14 protein-coding genes are annotated in these 18,869 nt (G+C 66.9%); 11 read left to right on the forward strand and 3 right to left on the reverse strand.

Annotated elements, in window-relative coordinates; genetic code table 11:
• Window positions 1-7: 7 nt before the first annotated feature.
• Together SLQ30_RS14695 and SLQ30_RS14700 are read right to left on the reverse strand one after the other, a co-directional pair.
• Window positions 8-1,204 carry an alpha/beta hydrolase family protein gene (locus tag SLQ30_RS14695; protein ID WP_319450201.1) on the reverse strand — a complete coding sequence of 399 codons (1,197 nt, stop codon included), beginning with the start codon at window positions 1,202-1,204 and terminating at the stop codon, window positions 8-10.
• A 170-nt stretch (window positions 1,205-1,374) separates the two neighbouring features.
• Entirely contained in the window at window positions 1,375-3,204 is a 1,830-nt protein-coding gene (locus tag SLQ30_RS14700; protein WP_319450200.1) for a fatty acyl-AMP ligase, read from the reverse strand.
• A gap of 77 nt (window positions 3,205-3,281) precedes the next feature.
• On the opposite strand from SLQ30_RS14700, the gene SLQ30_RS14705 reads away from it, so the two are divergent.
• The 7 genes from SLQ30_RS14705 (at window position 3,282) to SLQ30_RS14735 (ending at window position 11,768) form a co-directional block, all read left to right on the forward strand.
• Window positions 3,282-4,289: an NADP-dependent oxidoreductase gene (locus SLQ30_RS14705; protein WP_319450300.1), complete on the forward strand. Its 1,008-nt coding sequence runs from the start codon at window positions 3,282-3,284 to the stop codon at window positions 4,287-4,289.
• Window positions 4,286-4,750, forward strand: coding sequence for a hypothetical protein (locus SLQ30_RS14710; protein ID WP_319450199.1), 465 nt, complete (start codon window positions 4,286-4,288; stop codon window positions 4,748-4,750). Before SLQ30_RS14705 ends, SLQ30_RS14710 begins: the two co-directional genes overlap by 4 nt.
• A 237-nt stretch (window positions 4,751-4,987) precedes the next feature.
• Entirely contained in the window at window positions 4,988-7,282 is a 2,295-nt protein-coding gene (locus tag SLQ30_RS14715; RefSeq protein ID WP_319450198.1) for an MMPL family transporter, read from the forward strand.
• Window positions 7,279-8,337, forward strand: a complete 1,059-nt coding sequence (locus tag SLQ30_RS14720; protein ID WP_319450197.1) for a type III polyketide synthase — start codon at window positions 7,279-7,281, stop codon at window positions 8,335-8,337. Before SLQ30_RS14715 ends, SLQ30_RS14720 begins: the two co-directional genes overlap by 4 nt.
• A gap of 4 nt (window positions 8,338-8,341) precedes the next feature.
• A complete protein-coding gene (locus SLQ30_RS14725) occupies window positions 8,342-8,851 on the forward strand; it encodes an isoprenylcysteine carboxyl methyltransferase family protein (protein WP_319450196.1) in 510 nt (169 codons plus the stop codon).
• Window positions 8,848-9,864, forward strand: a complete 1,017-nt coding sequence (locus tag SLQ30_RS14730; RefSeq protein ID WP_319450195.1) for an NAD(P)/FAD-dependent oxidoreductase — start codon at window positions 8,848-8,850, stop codon at window positions 9,862-9,864. Before SLQ30_RS14725 ends, SLQ30_RS14730 begins: the two co-directional genes overlap by 4 nt.
• A gap of 164 nt (window positions 9,865-10,028) precedes the next feature.
• On the forward strand, window positions 10,029-11,768 hold the full coding sequence (locus tag SLQ30_RS14735; protein ID WP_319450299.1) for a CocE/NonD family hydrolase: 1,740 nt from the start codon (window positions 10,029-10,031) through the stop codon (window positions 11,766-11,768).
• Here the strand turns inward: SLQ30_RS14735 and SLQ30_RS14740 are convergent.
• Window positions 11,765-12,427 (reverse strand): SIMPL domain-containing protein, encoded by a 663-nt coding sequence (locus SLQ30_RS14740; RefSeq protein ID WP_319450194.1) that lies wholly within the window; start codon window positions 12,425-12,427, stop codon window positions 11,765-11,767. The genes SLQ30_RS14735 and SLQ30_RS14740 overlap by 4 nt on opposite strands.
• Before the next feature lie 100 nt (window positions 12,428-12,527).
• Here SLQ30_RS14740 and SLQ30_RS14745 point away from each other — a divergent pair, with 100 nt between their 5' ends.
• The 4 genes from SLQ30_RS14745 to SLQ30_RS14760 are packed head-to-tail and all read left to right on the forward strand — an operon-like array spanning window position 12,528 to window position 18,844.
• Window positions 12,528-15,005, forward strand: coding sequence for an FAD-dependent oxidoreductase (locus tag SLQ30_RS14745; protein ID WP_319450193.1), 2,478 nt, complete (start codon window positions 12,528-12,530; stop codon window positions 15,003-15,005).
• 28 nt (window positions 15,006-15,033) lie between these two features.
• Complete coding sequence (gene solA, locus SLQ30_RS14750; protein WP_319450192.1) at window positions 15,034-16,176, forward strand: N-methyl-L-tryptophan oxidase; 1,143 nt, start codon at window positions 15,034-15,036, stop codon at window positions 16,174-16,176.
• Entirely contained in the window at window positions 16,173-17,354 is a 1,182-nt protein-coding gene (locus tag SLQ30_RS14755) for an aromatic ring-hydroxylating dioxygenase subunit alpha (protein ID WP_319450191.1), read from the forward strand. Before solA ends, SLQ30_RS14755 begins: the two co-directional genes overlap by 4 nt.
• On the forward strand, window positions 17,351-18,844 hold the full coding sequence (locus SLQ30_RS14760) for an aldehyde dehydrogenase family protein (protein ID WP_319450190.1): 1,494 nt from the start codon (window positions 17,351-17,353) through the stop codon (window positions 18,842-18,844). The genes SLQ30_RS14755 and SLQ30_RS14760 overlap by 4 nt, the downstream gene beginning before the upstream one ends.
• Window positions 18,845-18,869: the final 25 nt, after the last annotated feature.

Genomic DNA, 18,869 nt, shown 5'->3' on the forward strand with positions numbered 1-18,869 from the left:
CGGCCGCTTACCGCAGCGTCTTGGCCAGGTAGTTGAAGACGGTCTGATGGAGCAGGTACATCGCGCCTTCGTGGCAGTGCTGGCCCGCACCGTCTGCATCACGCATCACGATATGTTCGTGGGGCGCCCGTAATTCGGCGGCGACCACCGCGGCCTGACCCGCGAACACCTTGTCGTCCTCACCCTCGAGCAAGAGCACCGGCGTCTCGATGCTCCGGATGTCATCCAGGGTCAGGCTGTAATCGGCTGTGCTGCGGACGTATTCGGCGAAGTTGGCCACGCCGTTCACCCACACGCCGTTCTGCAATCCCCAGCGGGCGTTGGTGTCGTCCTTGATCATCGTGTCGAGCAACGGCATCGCCTCGGCGTCGCGGCCGTCCTCGATCAGGCACAGCACGTCGTCCGGAATGGGTGGGTAGGAGGCGTAGAACGTCGTCATCCCGTCGTTGCAGACGATCGCCGCCGAACGGTGGTCGTGGGCTGCGTACCGCGCCACCAGATAGCCGCCGAGGCTGTAACCGAAGTGCACGATCCTGTCGGCGTCGATCTCGGGAAGTGTCAGCGCGTAGTCGACGACCGGGCCGAGCACGTGCTCCCAGTCGGGCCGGTACGGCACGTGCGCTTCGCGAATCATCGCGCCCTGACCGGGGCCGTCGTAGGCGAGGAAGTTGTAGCCGCGGCGGAGTGCGGCAGCGCCGATGACGAAGTAACCCTCCTCGCGCGTCGAGTCGAAGCCGTTTGTGTAGATGACGGTGGGACGAGGCTTTCCGCTGTCGTCGACGAGATACAGGTAGCCGGGCATTTCACCGTCGGCGTAGGGAATGGTGACTTCCCGGAACGGCCCATCGAGCAGGTTGCCCGCCTCGACCATGTAGTCCTTGGACAGCCGCGAGAGTTCAAGGACTGCAGGGTCATTCAATGGATCGGCCCGGCGGTAGAACTCCGCGGAACGGTAGTAACTCGAGGCGCGGAGGAACGCCTCGCGAGCGCTGACGGTATCGCCGACCTTCAACGAGGCCTCGCCGCGTCGGGCGGTGCGGTCGGCGGTCGCTCGCCAGGCCGCGGTCCAGGCGTCCTCGTCGCCCTCGGGGATCTGCGCCGTGGTGACGATGACCTCGCCGATGTCTGCGCCGGCATCACCTGCGAAACCGGCGGCGCGCAACGTCTCGAACTTGAATGCCTCGTCCTTGAAGATGAATTCCACGACCTGGCTCCATTCCTGGGGCCCGCACCACGCAGGCCTATCGAGTTGACGTGGTTAGCCTTTCGCGGTTGACGAGCGATGTCGTCACGGCCTGCTGCCATTCGCACTACCGGCTAGCGGTAACCCGGGTGCGCCGTCGTCGAGATCTGCGCAGCGGTCGTGGCCGCGCGCTAGTGCACGCCCAACGTCTGATCGAGGTATTGGGTCCGGCACGCCTGACGGGCGAGCTTGCCGCTGGTGGTGCGGGGAATCGTGCCCGCTGGGACGATGCGGACGTCGGCAACGGCTAGCCCATGCCGACGTGACACCGCCGCTTCGATCGCCTGGATGGCCGGCTGCGGATCGGCGCGCCCGTTGCCCGTCGCGCGCTCGGCGATGACGACCAGTCGTTCGTCCGGCACGGTGAACGCCGAGACGTAGCCCTGCCGCACCATGGGCGACGCCTGCGCCACGGTGGCCTCGATGTCCTGCGGATAGTGGTGACGGCCCTCGAGGAGCATCTGGTCCACCAGCCGACCGGTGATGTAGAGCTCACCGTCGAGGTACACCCCAAGGTCGCCGGTGCGCAGCCAGGTCCGCTCCGTCGCCGACCCGTCCGCGTGACTGCCCGCGTCGAGCCGCGACCGCAGCCTGGCCCCGAACGTGTGCAGGGTCTCCTCGGGCCTTCCCCAGTAACCGCGGCCAATGTTGTTGCCTTGCAACCACATTTCGCCGACTCGCCCGTCGGGTAGTTCGTCGCCGGTGTCGGGGTCGACGACCACGCCCCACTGGCTGCGAGCCATCTGCCCGCACGACACTTGCGCGACGGCGCCGGGGGAGTCGGCGGCGACGGTGACCGCGCGGCCGACGGTCAGCTGGTCCCGGTCGAAGTACGTCACCGTCGGCTCCGCGGCGGGATCGGTGGTCGAGACGAACAGCGTGGCCTCCGCGATGCCGTACGAAGGCTTCATCGCCGTCGGCGGCAAACCGTAGGGCGCGAACGCCTCGTTGAAGGTCTTGATCGCGTCGGCACTGACCGGTTCGGAGCCGATGATCAGCACGACGTTGCTCAGGTCGACCTCGTCGCCGGGCCCCGGCCGCCCGCGCTGGGCGGTCCACTCGTAGGCGAAGTTGGGTGCCGCGGTGACGGCGCGGCCGCCCCGCGACTCGGCCGACAACGCGTGGATCCACCGCTGCGGCCTTCGGATGAACGCCGTCGGTGACATCAGCGTCGAGTGCCCGCCGTACACCGCAGGGAACCCGATCATCGAAAGCCCCATGTCGTGATACAGCGGTAACCAGCTGACGCCGTGGGTGTTTCGATTGAGCAGGTCGATCGAGAGGATCATCTGAATCAGGTTGGTACCGACGGCACGGTGGGTGAGCTCCACACCGACCGGCGCTCGGGTCGAGCCCGACGTGTACTGCAGGTGCGAAACGTCGTCGACGTCGATCCGGACGGGGACGAACGCGTCCGCCTCGGAGTCGGGGATCTCATCCACGACGACGAGCCGCGGCCTCCGGTCACTCGGGACGTTGTCGAGAAACCCCTCGACGGCCTCGGTCGCCGCAACCGTCGTCAGCACGACCGACGGCCTGCAGTCGCGCAGTGCGGTGTCGAGACGTTCGGCGTGGCCCGGTAGTTCGGGTGCGAACAGCGGCACCGCGATGTGCCCCGCCTTGACCGCCGCGTAGAACGCTGCGACGTACTCGAGGCCTTGCGGCGCGAGGATGGCCACCCGTTCGTCGCGAGTCGCGACGCGTTGCAGACGAGCCCCGATGGCATGCATCCGAACGCCGAGCTGGGCCCAGGTCAGTTCGACGGGCTGGCCTTCGTCCGAGCGGCTGAAGTCCAGGTAGCGGTAGGCCACCGACGAGCCGACGTTCGCGATGTTCCGGTCGATGAGCGCACTCAACGTGACGCCGGGCGGCAGGAGGACGCCGCCGTCGGGACCCAGGCAGTCCTCGATTCGTAGCAGCCCGCTTGGCGCATTGAAGTCCTGCAGGGCACCGCCTTCCATGGGCACATTCTATGTGAACTCGCTTTCGGCCCGAAACAACCAGCGTTTCAGGTACTTTCGGCTACGTGTCCGAGCTGATGAACCGCCAGATCTTGCTGCGCCGCCGCCCGACCGGGTTGGTCCAACGCGAGGACACCGAACTGGTCACCTCGCAGGCGCCCGAACCGGCCGAGGGCGAGGCGCTGGTCCGGACCACCTACGTCGGACTCGACGCCGCGGCGCGGACCTGGCTCAACGACGTGCCGGGGTACCTGCCGCCGGTGCAGCTTGGCGAGGTCATCCGTGCGGCGGGCATCGGCGAGGTGGTGGCCTCACGGTGTGCCGCCTATGCCGTCGGCGACGTGGTCACCACGCTGACGGGGTTCCAGGAGTACGTGGTCGTCCGCGACGACATCTTCTGCACCCCGGTCACCGGCATGGATGACATCGACCAGCCCGCGGTGATGTCCATTTACGGGCCGACGGGCGCCACCGCGTACTTCGGCATGAACGACATCGGACGGCCTCAGGCGGGGGAGACGGTGGTGGTATCCGCCGCGGCGGGCGCAACGGGATCGGTGGCCGGCCAGATTGCCAAGATCGCGGGCGCGCGCGTGATCGGCATCGCGGGCGGGGCGGAGAAGTGCCGCGCCGTCGTCGACGACTTCGGGTTCGAGGCGTGCATCGACTACCGCGAGGGGGGCGTCGCGGCGGCACTCAAACAGCACTGTCCCCGCGGAATCAACGTCTATTTCGACAATGTCGGCGGCCCCATCCTCAACGCAGCGCTCGGCCGGCTGGCGCCCAAGGCCAGGGTCGTGCTGTGCGGGGTCATCTCGAGCTATCTGAGCGGCGAGCACCCCGGGCCTGCCAACTACGTCAACCTCCTGGCCAAGACCGCGTCGATGCAGGGTTTCAACGCGCTCGACGAGTGGGGACGCTTCGACGAGGCGTTCACCGCACTGCGGAAGTGGGAGGAGCAGGGCCTGCTCGTCCACCTGGAGACCACCTACGACGGCATCGAGTCATGTGTCGATGCCCTCAACGGGCTGTTCACCGGGGCGAACATCGGCAAGATGTTGGTGAAGATCAGTGAACCGACATGAGTGAGCGGCCCTTCGTGCCCGCCGATTTCGTCGTGCCGCTGGAGCTCGCCGGGCACGGCTTCCACCTGGCGCCGCTAGGTCCGGAACACAATGCCGCCGACCACGCCGCGTGGGCTTCGAGCATGGAGCACATCAGGGCCACCCCGGGCTTCGCGGGACGGCCGTGGCCGCACGGCATGCCTGCCGACCAGAACCTGGCCGACCTGGAGCAGCACGCGGTCGACTTCGCCGCGCGGACGGGTTTCACCTACACCGTCCTCCCGCCGAACGATGCGGACGCCTCCGAGGTTCTGGGCTGCGTGTACATCTACCCGCCCGAGCCGGGCGATCCGCACGATGCGTCGGTCCGTTCTTGGGTGCGCGCCGACCACGCCGCGCTGGACGCCGTGCTCTACGCCGCCGTCCGTGATTGGTTGGCCCGCGCATGGCCGTTCGGCACGGTCGCGTACGCGGCTCGCTGACATAACCCGCTGGCGTAACCCGCTGACGTAGCCCCCACGAACCGAAGTCGCCAACGTAAGTTCGTGGCGTGATCGCGCCCGACGCTCCGACCGTAGTCGCCTCCATGACCTGCGGGTATGCCGCGGCGCAGCAGCCAAGCCGCCACTAAGTCACCAACTGTTGACATGGTGTCCGCGGTGGCCTAGTGTCTTAAGTCACCACTTGTTGACATAGCGCAACCGCGTGAGGAGCCGATCATGAGCCATCCCGCCCACGCACGCACCGCACTGCAGCGGATCGCGCTGCACGCCATCGCATCACCACGACGGTTCCTGGTGATCGCCGCGCTGGTGACCATCGCAGCAGGCCTTTTCGGCGTACCGGTCGCGAAGACGTTGTGCGCGTGCGGATTCGAGGACCCGACGTCGCAGTCGGCCACCGCGACCAAGCTGATGACCGACAAGTTCGGTCAAGGCGATGCGCAGCTGCTGATCATCGTCTCCTCCCCGGACGGCTATCAGAGCGGCCCGGCACGCGCCGTCGGCACCGACATCGTCGAGATGTTGAAGCGCTCGCCGCACGTGGCCGCAGTGTCGTCGGTGTGGACGTCGCCACCCCAGGCCGCCGCCGAATTGGCAAGCAAGGACGGCAATTCCGGACTCATCGTCGCCGGGATCACCGGCGGCGAGCAGAAGTCCCAGGACTACGCGAAGGCGTTGTCCGACGTGTTGGTCCACGACCGCGACGGCGTGACCGTCCGGGCCGGCGGGTTGGCCATGGTCAACGCCCAGATCACCGAGCAGTCGCAACGGGACCTGTTTCGGATGGAATCCTTGGCGATTCCGCTGAGCTTCCTGGTGCTGGTTTGGGTGTTCGGCGGACTGCTCGCGGCCGCCGTGCCCGTCGCCGTTGGAGTCATGGCGGTCGTTGGCGCGCTCGCGGTATTACGCGGCGTGACGTTCTTCACCGACGTGTCGATCTTTGCGCTCAACCTCAGCGCTGCGATGGGCCTGGCGCTGGCGATCGACTACACGCTGCTGATGATCAGCCGCTACCGCGACGAGTTAGCCGACGGCGCCGGCCGCGACCAGGCGCTCATCCGAACGATGGAGACGGCAGGCCGCACCGTGCTGTTCTCGGCCACGATCGTCGCGTTGTCGATGGCGATGATGCTGGTCTTCCCAATGCACTTCCTCAAGTCCTTCGCCTACGCCGGAGTGGCCACGGTGGCGTTTGCCGCGCTGGCCGCCCTGTTCGTGACGCCCGCTGCCATCGTGCTGTGTGGAGATCGGTTGGACGCGTTGAACATTCGACGGGTGCTGGGCAAGGCCGGCCCCCCACGCCTCATCGAGCAACAGCTTCTGTACCGGTCCACCAAGCTGGTCATGCGCCGCGCCGCGCCCGTTGGCGTCGCCGTCGTGGCGCTCCTGCTGCTGCTCGGTGCGCCCTTCCTCGGCGTGAAGTGGGGCTTCCCCGACGACCGGGTACTGCCCCACACCGCGTCGGCGCACCAGGTCGGTGACCAGTTGCGCAACGAGTTCGTCGACAACTCCGCGACAGCGGTCACGGTCGTCATTCCCAACACCGCGGGGCTATCTGCCGGCGACCTCGATCGGTACACCTCCGAGTTGTCGCGAGTGCCCGACGTCTCGACGGTGTCACCACCGACGGAGGCACGTGGAAGTGCGTATCTGACCATCTACAGCACGGCTCCGCTGTTCTCCGACCGCTCGCAGGACCAGCTGGATCGGCTGCACGCGCTGCCGACCCCTGGTGATCGGCCGGTGCTGCTCACCGGAACCGCGCAAGTCAACGGCGACAGCGTGCACGCCATCACGTCCCGGCTGCCAGTGGTGCTCGGATTGATCGCCGCGGTTATGTTCACCTTGCTGTTCCTGCTGACCGGCAGCGTCGTGATGCCTGTGAAAGCGCTGGTACTGAACCTACTTTCGCTGACTGCGGCGTTCGGAGCCATGGTGTGGATCTTCCAGGAGGGGCACCTCGGCGGCCTTGGCACCACGGCGACCGGGACCCTCGTCGCGAACATCCCGGTACTGCTCTTCTGCATCGCCTTCGGGCTGTCCATGGACTACGAGGTCTTCCTGGTGTCGCGGATCAGGGAGTACTGGCTCGCTTCCGGAAAGACCGGAGCCGACAGTGACGGGGCCGTCGCGCTGGGGATCGCGCGCACCGGTCGCGTCGTCACCGCCGCTGCCGTTGTGATGTCCATCTCGTTTGCCGCGCTGATCGCCGCCGAAGTGTCGTTCATGCGGATGTTCGGGCTCGGCCTGACGCTGGCCGTGCTGGCCGACGCCACGTTGGTCCGAATGGTGTTGATGCCCGCATTCATGCACGTCATGGGCGACTGGAACTGGTGGGCACCCAAGTGGCTGAGCCGAATTCACGATCGATTCGGGCTCGATCACGGTGACGGAGTGAAGACGAGAGACCACAGCATCGCCGGAGCGACCAAGGGTGCCCGCTCCGAGCTTCAGGGTCCGTTGAACGAAGAGGTTGCGGACGTCGTGTCCACATTGAGGAGGATTCCATGAGCGTGATCGCCGCCGTACGAGGAGAACTACCCCCGCACCGCTATACGCAGGCCGAGGTGACCGAAGCACTACTGCAGATTCCGGGCTACGCGCAGTACGCCGAGCCAATCCGGAAGCTGCACGCCAGCGCCAAAGTGGACAGCCGCCACATGGTGCTGCCGCTCGAGGACTACGCCGAGCTCAACGACTTCGGCCGAGCCAACGACGTCTTCATCGAACATGCCGTCGAGCTCGGTTGCGCCGCCGTATTGGGCGCGCTGGAGGAGGCCGGCCTGGAACCTTCCGATGTGGACGTCATCTTCACGACGACGGTCACCGGCCTGGCGGTGCCAACGCTGGACGCCCGCATCGCAGGGATTATCGGGCTACGCCCCGACGTGCGTCGAGTTCCGATGTTCGGGCTTGGTTGCGTCGCGGGAGCCGCCGGAGTGGCCCGGGTCCACGACTATCTGCGGGGTGCACCCGACGGTGTCGCAGTGCTACTCGCCGTCGAACTGTGTTCTTTGGTGCCAAAGCGCGATCCGTCGATGGCTACCGTGGTCGGCAGCAGTCTCTTCGGCGACGGGGCGGCCGCAGTCGTCGTGGTCGGGGACCGGCGGGCCGAGCAAATCGGCGCATGCGGTCCGGAGGTGCTCGATTCGCGCAGCCACCTCTACCCCGATTCGCAGCGCACGATGGGCTGGGACGTCGACTCGACCGGCTTCCGGTTGGTGCTCTCCCCCGACGTGCCGAAGGTGGTCGAGAAGTACCTCGGCGACGATGTCACGAATTTTCTTGCGGCCCACGGCATGGAGGTCGACGACATCGGCACCTGGGTCAGCCATCCCGGTGGGCCGAAGGTCATCGAGGCCATCACGGCCACCCTCGGGTTGTCCGACGACGCACTCGAACTGACCTGGCGCTCGCTGGCCGAGGTGGGCAACCTGTCGTCGGCGTCGGTGCTTCACGTCCTGCGGGACACCATCGCCAAACGCCCTGAAGCGGGTACCCCCGGCCTGATGATGGCGATGGGCCCGGGGTTCTGCTCCGAGCTAGTGCTGCTGCGCTGGCGGTGATCGCATGACTTGGTATGTACTGCTGATCGCCGTGGTCGGCGTCGAGCGACTGGTGGAACTGGTTGTCTCCAAGAGGAACTGGGCCTGGAGCCAGGCCCGCGGTGGCTCCGAGTTCGGGGCCGGGCACTACCCGGTGATGGTCGTGCTTCACGTCGGGCTGCTGGTGGGTTGCCTCGTCGAGCCGCTCGTCCTGCACCGGCCCTTCATCCCCGAACTCGGCTGGCCCATGCTGGCCGTCGTGGTGGCCGCTCAAGTCCTGCGCTGGTGGTGCATCACCACGCTCGGCCCACAGTGGAACACCAGGGTGATCATCGTGCCAGGAGCGTCCCGCGTTGAGGGCGGCCCGTACCGATGGGTGCCGCATCCGAACTACGTCGCGGTCGTCGTCGAGGGCATCGCGCTGCCGCTGGTGCACACCGCCTGGATCACGGCGCTGGTGTTCACGGTGCTCAACGCGGCGTTGTTGCGCACCAGGCTCAAGGTCGAGAACGACGCGCTGGCGAGCCTGACGTGATCGACCTGCTCGTCGGCGGAGGGGGTCCGGCGGGGCTGGCCACTGCGCTGTATGGCGCCCGCGCCGGGCTCGAGGTCGTGGTCGTCGAGCGTCGGGATGGCGTGCTGGACAAGGCTTGTGGCGAGGGCATGATGCCGCACACGCTCGCTCACCTCGATCGACTTGGCGTCGTCGCCAAGGGCAGGACCCTGCGCGGGATCACCTACGTCGACGGAGCCAAGCGCGTCGATTCGACATTCCGGGCGGGGACAGGGCTCGGGGTCCGCAGGACGGTCTTGCACGCGGCGCTGCGGGAGGCCGCCGAGGATGCGGACGTACGGTTCGTCCACGGTGACATCGGCGAGGTAACCCAGGACACGGAGTCGGTGCGTGCAGGCGACCTTCGGGCCAGCTATCTCGCAGCGGCCGACGGGCTGCATTCGCCGATCCGCTCGGCACTTGGCCTGTCGCAACCGTGCTCGGGTCCGCGTCGGTGGGGCATCCGCCGTCACTATGAGCTCGCGCCGTGGACCGAGTCGGTCGAGGTGCACTGGGCCCCCGGCGCCGAGGCGTATGTGACGCCAGTGGCCGATGACTGCGTCGGCATCGCGATCCTCAGTGCTACCCGTGGCGGTTTCGACAGTCACTTCGACGAATTCCCCGCACTCAAGGACCGGGTCGACGGGCTCGCCCACGGGCAGGACCGGGCGGCAGGCCCGCTGCGGCAGAAGGCCAGCAGCCGGACGGCGGGCCGGGTGCTGCTCGTCGGCGACGCGGCCGGATACATCGACGCGTTGACCGGTGAGGGGATGGGTCTGGCGTTCGGCGCCGCCGAACTGTTGGTGGACTGCATCGTCGCCGGCAGCACGGCGGACTACGACCGCCGATGGCGCCGAATGACGCGGCGTTACCGGCTGCTGACCGCCGCGCTCGTCGGGGCCAGCGCCCACGCGTCGATCCGGAGCCGCATCGTGCCTGCCGCGACCGCGTTGCCCCGCGTGTTCGCTCATGCGGTGAATCAGCTCGCCTACTAGCCCAGCGCCGTAGCGTGATCGGGGTGCGTCTGATTGCTGCCCGCGGCTGTTCGCTCGCCCTCTGCGTGGCCTTGGTGCTCAGCGGTTGCGGCAAAGCGCAACCGCCGCAGGCCACCGGGCGTGGGCCCTGCGCGGTGACTAAGCAGGAGGACGTCCCGGCTCGGATGCGCGACGGCACCGTGCTGCGGGCCGACGTGTATCGGCCCAAGACCTCGGAGCCCAGCCCCGTCATTCTCATGCGCACGCAGTACGGCAAGAGCGGCGCGCAGGTCACGCCATCGCGATATCAGCCGCCGGAGTGGTTCGCGTCGCACTGTTATCTCGTTGTCGTGCAGGATATCCGGGGTCAGGGCAAGTCCGACGGGGTGTTCAGCGAGTTCACCCACGACCAGAACGACGGTTACGACTCGGTCGAGTGGGCTTCCGCGCTGCCGGGTTCAAATGGCAAGGTCGGCATGTACGGGTCCTCGTACGTCGGCGCAACGCAGTGGCTCGCGGCCGTCACCACGCCACCGCACCTGGTGACCATCGTGCCTGCCAACACCGCCTCCGACTACTACGACGGCTGGACCTACGAGGGCGGTGAGTTCCGACTGGCGTTCGTCCAACCATGGTCCATCGCGGCGATCGCGACCACGGCCGCCGAGAACCGCGGCGACACCGCGACGGTCGCCGAACTCAAAGCGGCCGCGGCCAATTCGACGCAGTGGCTCGACCACCGACCGTTCAAGGACCTGCCACCGCTGCAGCCGAACAACCCTGCGGTCGCACCGTGGTACTTCGACTGGATCCGCCACTCCACGCGGGACGACTTCTGGCGGCAGTTCAGCATTCGTGACCGATACTCGGCGGTCAAGGTTCCAGTGCTGGCCTTCGAAGGCTGGTACGACGCGTTCCTCGCGGGCGGCGTCGAGAACTTCACCGGGATGGTCGAGCACGGTGCAACCGCCAACGCGCGGAACAACCAGCGCCTGGTCATCGGGCCGTGGGACCACGTCGATTGGGGCCGTGCGGATTCTGAGCCCGCACCCATGCTGAAGGACATCGGTCCTGTCGCCGACAGCCCCATCAACGAGCTGATGCTCGACTGGTTCGACCACTTCCTCAAGGGCTTGAACAAGGGTAGTGACAACGGGGTGTCGACCAAACCGCGCGTCGACTACTTCCTGATGGGTGCGAACAAATGGAAGACCTCGACGAGTTGGCCACTGCCCCAGACGCAGTGGACCAAGTACTACTTGTCCGGCGTCGGAGGCATGCCCGACCACGAGGGCGCGCTCGGTACCGAGCCACCAGGTGCCGAGGATCCCGACCGCTACGTCTACGACCCGGCCTACCCTGCCCCGAGCCTGGGCGGTCACTCGTGCTGCGGCGCACACTCCGGCCCGCAGGGTCCCTACGATCAGACGCCCGTCGAACAGCGGTCCGACGTATTGGTCTACAGCAGCGTGCCGCTGGCAGCCGACACCGAGGTGACGGGTCCCGTCACCGTCGACCTGTGGGCCGAGTCATCAGCTCCTGACACCGATTTCACCGCGAAGCTGACGGCCGTGCGCCCGGATGGCGAAGTCATCAACCTCAACAATGGCATCATCCGCACTCCGTTCCGGCAGTCGTTGTCGCAGCCCGAACCGGCGGTACCCGGGCAACCGTACGAGTACCGGATCCAGATCTGGCCGACGAGTTACGAGTTCCGGTCCGGCGACCGCATCCGGCTCGAGATTTCGAGCAGCGACTATCCGCAGTTCGCCCCGAACCCGAATACCGGGGAGCCGTTCGGGCAGAGCACCGCTCAGCGGCCCGCGACCCAGGCGATCCTGCACGACGCGGCGCGTCCGTCGGTGCTGACGCTGCCGGTCATCCCGGCGGGCGACGCTGGCGCTGACGCCTTTCCGATGCCCTAGCGTTCCTCGGCAAGGAAGCGCGCGTCGACTTCCGCCGCGACCTCGATGTCCGCGGGCACGAATTCGACGTCGGGGACACTGCGCGCGGCCGACATGGCGCGAGGCTGGGGAGCCATGAAACCTCCGTCCGCCTTGAACATTCCGACATCGGCGATCGCCACGGGCACGACCGTGCCGAGCCCGAGTGCGTCGGCATACTGCTGCGCGCGGGTGACGGCATCGTGCACGGCCCGGGTGCGAACCTCCTTGGCCAACTCGTCACGCCGTTTCACCGTGAGCGCCCACTCGACGCGAGCGAGCCGGAAGCCCTCGGTGTCCGCGACGTGCTGGCCCACCCAGCGGGAAAGCGCTTGGAAGTCAAGGAACTTCACCTGGACACCGACGCTGGCGTGATGCACCAGCGGAAGTTGCTCGCCGTCGGAGTTCCACGGATGCGCCGACCAGGTGCGCAACTGTTCGGCCGACCACCAGGTGACCGGGCCGCGCTCACCATCGAGGAGCGGGAGCACCGAGGCCTTGACTGCCTCCAGGTCGGTTGCCACCCGCTCGTAGACGGGCTCCATGTCGGCGCCCTCGTAACTGATCGAAACGTGGGCTGTCCCGCGTTCGGGCTGCTGGAAAGCGGCGTATGACCCGCGGACGGTGATTTCAGTCGACATCACGCCACCGTACCTAGGCAAAATCGCAGCAGATTCCCAGTTGACGTGCGAGGCAAGCGGGAGAATCATGTGTTGCGTACCGCACTACTCGTTGCGCATCATGCAACAACCGGAGGATCGCTTGGCCGCCCCCAAAGTCGTCGTCATTGGTGCGGGAATCGTCGGTGCCTCGTTGGCCGACGAGCTGACTGCACGAGGGTGGACCGACGTCACGGTGCTCGACCGCGGCCCGTTGTTCGCCACCGGTGGATCGACGTCGCACGCGCCTGGTCTGGTGTTCCAGACCAATCCATCGAAGACGATGTCCGAGTTCGCGAAGTACACGACGGAGAAGTTCGCAGCGCTCGAACACCCAGGCGGGTGGGCGTTCAATCCGGTCGGCGGCCTCGAAGTCGCGTCGACGCCGGAACGGTGGGCGGACCTGCACCGAAAGGCCGGCTGGGCCCAGTCCTGGGGCGTCGCAGGCGAACTTCTCACTGCCGGGCAGTGCGCAGAGTTGCATCCGCTGCTGGACGCAGGCCGCATACTCGGCGGGTTCCACACGCCCACAGACGGTTTAGTGAAGGCGGTGCGCGCAGTCGAGGCGCAGGCAGCAAAGGCGATGGCGCGAGGGGCGCAGTTCCGGCCCCACACCGAGGTGCTCGGCATCGTCGACGACGGCAAGCGGGTGACCGGCGTCCAGACCGCTGACGGTGTCATCGCCGCCGATGTCGTCGTGTGCTGCGCCGGATTCTGGGGCGCGCGGCTCGCCAAGCAGGTGGGCCTCGTCGTGCCACTGGTGCCGATGGCGCATCAGTACGCGACGACGGGACGCATCGAACCCCTTGTCGGCCGCAACTCCGAAACGGCCGAGGCCGGGCTGCCGATCCTGCGCCACCAGGATCAGGACCTGTACTTCCGCGAGCACGTCGACCGCATCGGCATCGGCTACTACGGGCACGCTCCGATGCCGGTCGACATGTCGACCCTGGAGGCCGACACCGCGGGCGAGCAGATGCCGTCGATGTTGCCGTTCACCGACGACGACTTCGCGCCGGCCTGGCGCGAGTCGCTGAAACTTCTGCCTGTCCTGGGTGATTCGAAGATCGAGCAGGGCTTCAACGGCATCTTCTCGTTCACCCCGGATGGCTTCTCCATCATGGGTGAGCATCGCGAGCTGAGTGGCTTCTGGGTCGCCGAGGCGGTGTGGGTCACGCATTCGGCGGGCGTCGCAAAGGCCACCGCAGAGTGGATCATCGACGGCACCCCGAGCACCGACGTGCGCGAATGCGACCTCTACCGGTTCGAAGACGTGGCCCGCAGCGACGAGTTCATCCTCACCACCAGCTCGCAGGCGTTCGTCGAGGTGTACGACATCATCCACCCGCACCAGTTCCGCGAGGCGTTGCGCGGGCTGAGGACCAGCCCGTTCTACGCGCGGCAACAAGATCTGGGCGCCTTCTTCTACGAGGGTGGCGGATGGGAACGCCCGGCCTGGTACGAGGCGAACGCCGAACTGGCGCAACGACTCCGCGCCGAGGGCCTGCCGTTCCCCGAGCGCGACGAATGGGCGGCCAAGTTCTGGTCACCGATCTCGATCGCGGAGGCGCAGTGGACCCGGGAGCACGTCGCGATGTACGACATGACGCCGCTAACCCGCTACGAGGTCGCGGGCCGCGGCGCGGCGGCGTTTCTACAGCGACTCACCACCAACAACGTCGACAAGAGCATCGGGTCGGTCACGTACACGATGCTGCTCGACGAAACCGGCGGCGTGCGCAGCGATCTCACCGTCGCACGGCTAGCCGCCGACCGCTTCCAGGTGGGCGCCAACGGGCCCATGGACTTCGACTGGCTCACCCGCCATCTGCCCGATGACGGCAGTGTCACCGTGCGCGACATCACCGGGTCGACGTGCTGTGTCGGAGTGTGGGGCCCCGCGGCCCGCGCGGTGGTCCAACCGCTGTGTCATGACGACCTGTCGCACGACGGGTTCAAGTACTTCCGCGCCCTGGCCACCCACCTCGGCGCCATCCCGGTGACCATGATGCGGGTGTCCTACGTCGGCGAACTCGGCTGGGAGATTTACGCCGACGCCGCGTACGGTGCCGCGCTCTGGGACCTGTTGTGGGCCGCCGGTCAAGAGCACGACGTGATCGCCGCGGGCCGAATCGCGTTCAACAGTCTCCGGATCGAGAAGGCCTACCGGTCATGGGGGACCGACATGACCGCCGAGCACCTGCCCGGCGCGGCCGGGCTTGACTTCGCCGTCCGCATGAACAAGGACGACTTCGTCGGTAAGGCCGCCTTGGAGGCGGCGTCCCCGCCGACGAAGGTGTTGCGCAGCGTCGTCTTCCACGACCCGAGCGCGGTGGTGCTTGGGAAGGAACCGGTGTACCTCGGCGGGCAGGACTGTGTGGGGTACGTGACCAGTGCCGCCTACTCGGCCACCGTCGGCCGCTGCATCGCCTACGCGTGGCTACCGGCATCGACCGCGCCCGGCGACGTGGTCGCCGTCGACTACCGAGGCAGTCGCTATGGCGCGACGGTGCACGAAGAGCCGGTAGTGGATCCCGAGATGAACCGGATTAGGCGGTGATGAGCGCTTGCGCGAAGAACAGAGTGCGATGAGCGACAACGCCTACGACGTGATCGTCATCGGCCTGGGTGGCATGGGTAGCGCCGCGGCCTATCACCTGGCCGCGCGTGGTCAGCGGGTGCTCGGGCTGGAGAAGTTCACCCCCGCCCACGACCGGGGGTCCAGCCATGGCGGCTCCCGGATCATCCGGCAGTCCTACTTCGAGGACCCCGCGTACGTTCCACTCCTGCTGCGGGCATACGAACTCTGGGCGCAGCTGGCGCAGGACTCCGGTCGCGAGGTGTACCGGATCACTGGCGGCTTGTTCAGCGGCCCGCCCGACTGCCTCACGGTGGCGGGAAGCCTGCGCGCTGCACGGGAGTGGGGGCTGGAGCACGAGGTGCTCGACGCGACGGAGATCGCGTCGCGGTTTCCGAACTTCACTCCGCAGCAGGGGAATATCGCGATCTACGAGGGCAAGGCCGGCTTCGCCCGTCCGGAAATGACCGTTCAGGCGCACGTCGACCTCGCTGAGCGGGCAGGTGCGACGCTGCGCTTCGGTGAATCGGTCCTCGAGTGGACCGAGACGTCCTCCAGCGTGCGGGTGACGACCGACCGCGGGAGCTACACCGCGGGCCAGGTGGTGATCTGCCCCGGTGCGTGGGCGCCTCAGCTGCTGGCCGAGTTCAACATCCCCATCACCATCGAGCGCCAGGTGCTCTACTGGCTCGACCCGATCGGCGGCACCGCGCCGTTCGAGGGCCAGCCGATCTTCATCGACGAGAACGCCAAAGGTATGCAGATCTACGGCTTCCCGGCCATCGACGGACCTGCGGGTGGTGTCAAGGTCGCGTTCTTCCGCAAGGGCATCGTCTGCACACCCGAATCGATTGACCGCGTGGTACATCCGCAGGAGATCGCTGAGATGCGCGACCGAGTAAGCGAACTGCTCCCGGCGCTCGACGGTCCATGCGTGCACTCGGCTACCTGCATGTACTCCACCACGCCGGACGAACACTTCGTCATCGCCCGCCACCCGGACTGCGCGAATGTAACAGTGGCGTGCGGATTCTCGGGGCATGGGTTCAAGTTCGTGCCCGTGGTCGGCGAGATCCTGGCTGAGCTCGCGATGACGGGGTCAACGGAGCACCCCATCGATCTGTTCGATCCAAGGAGGCTGCTGACCACATGACTGCCGCTTTCCCACCCCAGCTTCGGCCAACGCCCGCCGATCAGTCACCCGCGCTGCTCGCTACGCTCGGCGGTGACTTCTACACCAGCCCAACGGTGTTCGCCACCGAGCAGGATCAGATATTCGAGCGCATGTGGTGCTGCGCGGTCCGGTGCGACGAGCTCGTCGCGCCCGGTCAGTTCAAGACGATTCACGTAGGCCGGGAGAGCGTGCTGGTGGTCCGCGGTCGCGATGGGGCGCTGCGGGCGTTCCTCAACGTCTGCCGTCACCGCGGCGCCACGCTGTGCACCGAGGCCGCAGGCGAAGTCAAGCGGAACCTCCAATGCCCGTACCACGCCTGGACCTACGCACTGGACGGCAAGCTCGTCGGCGCGCCAAACATCGGGACATTGCGCGACGCCTCGGGCGCGGGCATCGACCGGTACAAGTACGGACTGGTGCCCGTCGCGCTGACTGAGTGGCTCGGCTACGCCTGGGTGTGTCTGGCCGACGACCCGCCGCCGTTCGTCGACCAGGTGGTCGGCGAGGTCACCAGGAGACTCGGTGACGCGGCCGCCATCGACCACTACGGAATTGACAGGCTGACCGTCGGACGGCGGGTGGTGTACGACGTCGCCGCGAACTGGAAGCTCATCGTGGAGAACTTCATGGAGTGCTACCACTGCGCCACGATCCATCCCGAGCTCACGGAGGTACTCCCGGAGTTTGCCAAGGGGCTGGCCGCTCAGTACTACGTCGGACACGGGGCCGAGTTCGGCTCCGAGGTATCGGGTTTCACCATCGACGGCAGCGCCGGCTTCGAGACGTTGCCAGGCGTCACTGAAGACCAGGACAGGCGCTACTACGCGATCACCGTCAAACCGACTGTGTTCATCAACCTCGTGCCCGACCACGTCATCTTCCATCGTATGTACCCCATGGCGCCCGACCGCACCGTCGTCGAATGCGACTGGTTGTACACCCCGGACGTGGTTGCCGAGGGACGCGATGTGTCGCACTCGGTCGAGTTGTTCCACAGGGTCAACGAGCAGGACTTCGAGGCGTGCGAACGTACCCAGCCCGCCATGTCGTCGCGGGCCTACCGCAATGGCGGGGTACTCGTTCCTTCCGAACACCACATCGCGGAGTTCCACGAGTGGGTAGTGTCCCGGCTCTCCACACAAAGTGAGTGCCCATGAACGGTGAACCCGACCTCTACATCGCAGCGGTCTGGCGTCATGCGTCCGACGGCGGGACGCGGCAGATCATCAACCCGGCCGACGGAAGTGTCGCCGCCACCGTCGACGAGGCCACCGATGGGGATGCGCGCGAGGCCGTGAGCGCCGCCAGGGCTGCCTTCGACGACGGGGCCTGGCCTGCGACGCCGGCAGGCGATCGCGCGGCGTTGCTCGACCGCATCGCCGACCTGCTGCAGCGGGACAAAGAGTCGTTGGCGGTCCTGGAAACGCGTGACACTGGAAAGACCTTGGTGGAGAGCGGGATCGACATCGACGACGTCACGTCGGTGTTCCGCTACTACGCCAAGTTGGTCGGAGTCGAATCTGACCGGGTGGTCGACGTCGGCGATCCCGCCGTCATCAGCCGGGTGGTCCGAGAGCCGATCGGCGTATGCGTGCTCATCGCGCCGTGGAACTACCCGCTGCTGCAGATGTCGTGGAAGATCGCGCCCGCGCTCGGCGCAGGTTGCACCATGGTTGCCAAGCCCAGTGAGGTGACGCCGCTGTCCACCATCGCGTTCGTGCACCTGTTGGAGGAGGCGGGCGTGCCGGGCGGGGTGGTCAACCTGGTGCAGGGCAGCGGCGCAGCGCTCGGCAGCGCGCTGACCGACAATCCGGACGTCGACTTCATCTCGTTCACCGGCGGACTGGCCACCGGACGGACCATTTCGAAGGTAGCGGCCGAGCACGTCACGAAGGTCGCGGTCGAACTCGGCGGGAAGAACCCTCACATCGTTTTCGCGGACATCGGATCGGGTGACGACTGGGAAAGCGCGGTCGACCACGTGCTCACCGGGGTGTTCCTGCACTCCGGCCAGGTGTGCTCGGCGGGTACCCGGCTGATCGTCGAGGAGTCCATTGCCGACGACTTCGTCGCCGCGCTCGTCGAACGCGCCGAGAAGATCCGGATGGGTGACGGAATGGATCCGGCCAGCGAGACCGGTCCGTTGGTGTCCGAGCAGCACCGCGCCAAGGTAGAAGGGCATGTCGCAGAAGCGATCTCGGAGGGCGCGAAGCTGTTGACCGGCGGCGCTCGCCCCACCGATCCGGCGCTCGCCAAGGGCAGCTTCTACCTGCCGACGATCTTCGACCGATGCGACCGGTCGATGGGAATCGTCCGAACCGAAACCTTCGGACCGATCCTCACGGTGGAGCGATTCACCGAAGAGGCCGAGGCGATCAGGCTCGGCAACGACACGGAATACGGTCTCGCGGCGGGCGTTCGTACGTCCGATTCGGCGCGGGGCGAACGTGTGGTGCGCGCTTTGAGGCACGGCACGGTGTGGCTGAACGACTTCGGCTACTACACCGCGGCAGCGGAGTGGGGCGGATTCGGGAAGTCTGGTAACGGTCGCGAGCTCGGACCCACGGGGCTCGCGGAATACCAAGAGCTCAAACATATCTGGCATAACACCGCGCCGAAACCCGCAGGCTGGTTCAAAGGTGAATGACCTCCGGCGGCAAGCACTTGACGAG

This window comes from Mycobacterium sp. RTGN4, assembly GCF_033804635.1.
Lineage (GTDB): Bacteria > Actinomycetota > Actinomycetes > Mycobacteriales > Mycobacteriaceae > Mycobacterium.